Consider the following 5336-nt stretch of genomic DNA (forward strand, 5'->3'; position numbering starts at 1 on the left):
TTTAGTGTTAATTCCCATATATTAATAAACTTATATCATTCCAAGACTTCTGTCATATACCAAAGCTCTTTGAATTCTAATATTATTATAAATAGTTTTTATTTTTAGTTAATATATAACTACATTATACACTTTTTTTATATAAAAAACAAAATATAGACATAATATGACTATATATGGAAACCACTTCAACTCCAAAATCCAGTGAAATTTACGAATACGATAATATGAGTAAAATCAACACTTTCTATTAATATTGTTAAAAACTATTGAATTGTACGTACATTTGTATTATTATAGATGTACGTACAACCATAGGAGGAGGGAATATTATGAAAAAAATTGCCATTCTAGGCAGTAGCGGAGGAAATCTTTATAACTTGGGAGGAAAAGAACCTCTCAAACTACTTGGCGAAATTGAAACACAATGTAAATCAGCAGGTATTGAAGTAGAAGAAATTCAATTTATTGGAGCTAAGGCTTCAATGGATAATGTAAGCAAGGACACCCCTACTAGGCTATATACTTGGGATTCTATCCAAAATAAAATAGCTTTCTCTGAGGAAAAATCTCTTTCAGAGATTAATACTATGTCTGAAGAAAAAGATATAGCTATAGCTGAAAAGATTAATGACGGGAAAATAGATGGTTTAATTTTAATGAGTTCTGATCCAAAGAATACAAATAAACATTCTATTAAAGCGGCAACAGATAAAAATATCCCTATAGTAGGTACTGGTGGTACATCTATGGCCACTATACAATCCTTAGGCGGAAATGTAATTGCAACTTCTGGCACTACTGGTACAACCAATAGAACTAGAGCTGTAGCTTCTGTACAAGCATTGAGTAAATATTGGGGGATTAAGTATAAACCAACTATAGGAAGCTCATCAGGCGGTGGTGATAGTTCTACAGATGATAATATACTCCAAAGGATTAGCTTTAGGGGAATAATGATGTCCGCACTACCTGGATTTATTGCAATGGCATTAGTTCTTGCGTTAAGTAAGGTTCCAGCATTCAGCAGCCTAGAAGATGTATTTAATATTTTAATTCAAGGATTACCTGTCATAGTAGCAGCTATTGCAGCAAAACAAGTATCCGGACTTGATGAAGTTGGAATAGTTGCTGGGGTAGTCGCTGGTATGCTCTCCTCAAAGGGCGGACTAATCGGAGGTCTGATAGGTGGTATCTTAGCTGGTATTCTTGCTATTTATTTAATTAGACTTGCTCTAGGCTGGAATTTCCCTGGAACAACAGCTAATATAGTTTCTGGAGGATTATCTGGTCTAATTGCTGGATTAATAGTTTATTTCTTAATATCCCCAATTACTTTAATGTTGGGTGATGGAATAAGATCAGTAATTGAAACTGCAGTAAACTTTAGCCCAATTTTAGCTGGTGGATTAGCTGGGTTACTAATTTGGCCTGCAATAATAGGAGGAGTATATCATGCAGCAATATTACCAATAGTTTTATTAGAAATGGAAACAACTGGAGCAAGCTTTTTAGGAGCTGTTGATATGACAGGTTTAGTAATGGTTTCAGCAGGTATTACTTTAGCAAATATTTTATTTCCGAAACAAAAATCCGAAGCGGCTATTGCAGCACCTGGTTTTTTTATTAATGTGGCATTCGGTACATTTGTTGAAGCCGCATATCCTTTTATGTTTTCAGATAAACTAGTATTTGTAGGTGCGATGATATCGGCAGCATTATCAGGTATATTCGTAGGTATATTTAATGTTCATGGTACAGCTTATGTACCCTCAATTACTGCACCTGCATTATCAGATAATCCATTTGGATTCTTAGTTAGTATGTTAGTAGGATTAGTTTCAGCTTTTATAATAACAGTAATAGCTAATAAGGTTAATAAGTCAAAAATCAATAGGGAGGCATAATAATGTTTACATCAGATATGGAAAGTAAAAGAAGAAGAGCTCTAAATAAGGTCTTAGATGCAATAAAATTGCATGGAGGAACTACAATATTAAGCACAGGAATAACCGGAGATGATGCAAGACTTGCAAAAGCAGTAGTCGATGCAGGAGTAAAATTAATAGAACCAAATCATCCGGCAGTAGCTCTGGCAAGAGGCTTTAAAGGTGTTACAAACATGCATGATGCAGAACAGATCCGTCATGAGTTACCAATTATTGAAATGATTAAAGTTACTGAAGGTATAAGAAATGTAGTAGGTCAAGATATATTTATAACTGTGGGGATACCGGGTGGATTCCATGAATTAGTGCCAGTAGAAATATCAGACGAGATTTTCATAAACTTGTCTAAAGTAGGAGCAGACGGACTTCATATTCACAAATCTAGTTTGAAGGATTTAGAAGAGGTAGTAAATAAAGCTCATAAATATGGTCTGCTCGTGGATGCTTATATTGCACACCCTGATGATCTTCATACTTTTGGATTACCTGCCAGAACTCCTGAAGAAGTGGCTAAAGTTGCTAAGGATATGGAAAATATAGGAGTTGACCTCATAGGTCTTATGACTGGTATGAGTTATGAAGGTGCAGATGCAGGTGAAATTCATCCAGTTGTCAAAGAAAGACTTCATGCTTTAATAGAATCAGTGAAGGTTCCTACACTTGCAGAGGGTGGGATAAATCTAAATAATTTCAAAGCATTTTCAGATACAGGTGTTAATATTTTAGTAGTGGGTACTGCAATTGACGATGCAGCAAGAAGAGCAACCCAAGACGTGGTTAAAAAGTTTATTAAATAATAAGTAATCAAAATAGATAGTATAAATTTATACTATCTATTTTGATTTCCCATGAAAAAGTACTATTCTATCTTAATAGGAACTTGTCCTTAAATAAACTTCATGAAACACTATTCTATGATGCTTTGATAAAATCTCCTTTTATATTCTCGGCATACTTGCAAAAAACATATATCTTGTTCCTATATAATAGCTCTCAACAAAATATAAAGGTTTCTTATTATCAGTATATACAACACATTTCATTTTCAATATCGGAGAACCTTTATTTATCTTTAAGTGGTGGCTATATTCTTTGGGACATCCTTCAGCTTCCAAGTACATATTTCCATAATCCAATTTCAAATTATAATGTTCTTCATATATTTTATATAAAGATGTATCACTATTAACTAACTTATCTAAATCTGGACATAATCTCTCAGATACATAAGCTATCTCATAACACATTGGCTCATTATTAGCCAATCTTAATCGTTCTATTCTATAAACCTTTTCATCATCTAATATTTCAAGGTAATCCTTAACTCTATTATTAGGCATCTCAAGACTAAGATTTAATATCTCGCTAGATGGAATTAAACCCATATATCTCATCTGTTCTGAAAAGCTCTCCAGAGAAGTAAGTTTATATCTGGATTTATGGCTATTTACAAAGGTTCCTTTTCCTGCTTGCCTATAAACATAGCCTTCTTGGGCTAATCTTTGCAATGACTTTCTAATAGTATCTCTGCTTACCTTGTAATCTTCCATAAGCTGGTATTCTGGTGGTAACTGCATACCTTCTTCCCATATATTATTATCAATGTTTTCCTTAAATTTATTATATAGCTGTATGTATAGGAAATCTTTTTTCGTTATCAATATTCACACCCACCTTATCCGTTAATAAAATAATCCACTCAGTATTTTAAACATACCAGCGGACTATACAATATCATTATAGCACAGTTTGTCAATAATTGTACTCATCTGTCAACATTATAGTACACCTTTCCTCCTTATCAAATTATTAATTTGAATAATATCACATATTATACACTCTCAAAGAGTATCTCCTTCTATACTTATTTTTTACTTTAAAGTTAAATATTACAATAGAACATGGGAATATCATATTTTTAAAATTATAAATATAAGAAAAACAGAAAATACTATGATATAATACTTATATGAAAGTGTAATAAGATTTGTTTAAAAAGGAGAAAGCTATGGCAAAAAAAGTAATATTAGGTATGAGCGGAGGAGTTGATTCATCTGTTTCTGCATTACTCTTAAAAGAAGCAGGATATGATGTAATTGGACTTTTTATGAAAAATTGGAATGAAAAAGATGAATATGGTGTATGTACAGCAACTGCAGATGCCGATGATGCTAGAGCAGTGGCTGATCAATTAGATATTCCCTTCTATACTATAAACTTTGAAAAAGAGTATTGGGATAGGGTATTTATTTATTTCTTAGATGAATATAAAAAAGGAAGAACCCCCAACCCAGATGTTATGTGTAACCAAGAGATAAAATTTAATGCCTTTTTAGATTATGCTTTGAACTTAGAAGGAGATTATATAGCTATGGGACATTATGCCCAAGTAGAAGAAAGAAATGATGGCTATTACCTCATCAGAGGAAAAGATAATAATAAAGACCAAACTTATTTTTTATCAAGAATAGGACAAAAAGCTCTTTCTAAGACATTATTCCCTATAGGTCATTTGGAAAAAAAGGAAGTTAGGGAATTAGCAGAAAAACATAATCTATATACTGCTAAAAAGAAAGATTCTACTGGTATTTGTTTTATAGGCGAAAGAGATTTTGATGAATTCTTAGATAAATATCTCTTAGCAAAAGAAGGAGATATTATAGATATAAAAGGAAATAAAGTGGGTAGACACAGTGGACTTATTCATTATACGCTAGGACAACGAAAAGGAATAGGAATTGGTGGAGTAGGTACAGGAGAACCTTGGTTTGTAGCTGGAAAAAATATAAAAGAAAATATACTATATGTAGCTCAAGGAGAAAATAATCCAGCACTTTATTCTACTTCATTAATTGGAGAATTGCCTTCTTGGATACTAGAAAAGTCCCCAAGCATGCCATTAAGATGTACAGCTAAGTTTAGATATAGACAATCTGATATACCTGTAACCGTAGATGTACTTGAAAATGGAAAACTCCATATAAAATATGATAATCCTGTAAAAGCAGTAACACCAGGTCAAGCAGCAGTATTATATCAGGATGAAGTATGTCTTGGATCTTGTATCATAGAATCTATCGAACCATTGGATAAAAAATACTTGTATTTAAATAAAACTATTGAAGAGGACTTATAGCTCTCTTAATTTAACTATATAATAGTGTCCATATTTTTTATGCTTTTCAGTTAAAAATATAGACACTATTTTTCTTCTGCATTCTTCTAAAAAAACATCTTATATAATCTCTATTTTATCTCCCTCTTTTATGATTCCACCTTTTAGAACCTTAGTAAATATTCCTTCCTTTGGCATTACACATTTGCCAACCTTCTGAGATATTGCACATCCCGTATGACATTCCTTACCTATTTGGGTTACTTCTTGGA

The 5336-nt window shown here is 32.4% G+C and carries 4 protein-coding genes and 1 pseudogene; 3 read left to right on the forward strand and 2 right to left on the reverse strand.

Going from position 1 to position 5336, the window contains the following annotated elements:
- The first annotated feature begins 332 nt into the window (after window positions 1-332).
- Window positions 333-1907, forward strand: coding sequence for a PTS sugar transporter (locus CIW83_RS21550; RefSeq protein ID WP_094904484.1), 1575 nt, complete (start codon window positions 333-335; stop codon window positions 1905-1907).
- 2 nt (window positions 1908-1909) lie between these two features.
- Window positions 1910-2746 carry a histidine biosynthesis protein gene (locus tag CIW83_RS21555; protein WP_094904485.1) on the forward strand — a complete coding sequence of 279 codons (837 nt, stop codon included), beginning with the start codon at window positions 1910-1912 and terminating at the stop codon, window positions 2744-2746.
- Window positions 2747-2887: 141 nt separating this feature from the next.
- Here the strand turns inward: CIW83_RS21555 and CIW83_RS21560 are convergent, their stop codons facing one another.
- Window positions 2888-3610, reverse strand: a complete 723-nt coding sequence (locus tag CIW83_RS21560; RefSeq protein ID WP_094904486.1) for a GntR family transcriptional regulator — start codon at window positions 3608-3610, stop codon at window positions 2888-2890.
- Between the two features lie 347 nt (window positions 3611-3957).
- Here CIW83_RS21560 and mnmA point away from each other — a divergent pair, with 347 nt between their 5' ends.
- On the forward strand, window positions 3958-5085 hold the full coding sequence (mnmA, locus tag CIW83_RS21565; protein WP_094904487.1) for a tRNA 2-thiouridine(34) synthase MnmA: 1128 nt from the start codon (window positions 3958-3960) through the stop codon (window positions 5083-5085).
- Between the two features lie 99 nt (window positions 5086-5184).
- Here the strand turns inward: mnmA and CIW83_RS21570 are convergent.
- Window positions 5185-5336: pseudogene (locus CIW83_RS21570) on the reverse strand (MOSC domain-containing protein); the annotation flags it as partial.

The organism is Tissierella sp. P1 (assembly GCF_002266425.1).
GTDB lineage: Bacteria > Bacillota > Clostridia > Tissierellales > Tissierellaceae > Tissierella > Tissierella carlieri.

Bases quoted from the DNA above. Each gene is read 5' to 3' on its own strand.
- CIW83_RS21550 (WP_094904484.1), top strand. From the start codon at position 333: ATGAAAAAAATTGCCATTCTAGGCAGTAGCGGAGGAAATCTTTATAAC.
- CIW83_RS21555 (WP_094904485.1), top strand. From the start codon at position 1,910: ATGTTTACATCAGATATGGAAAGTAAAAGAAGAAGAGCTCTAAATAAG.
- mnmA (WP_094904487.1), top strand. From the start codon at position 3,958: ATGGCAAAAAAAGTAATATTAGGTATGAGCGGAGGAGTTGATTCATCT.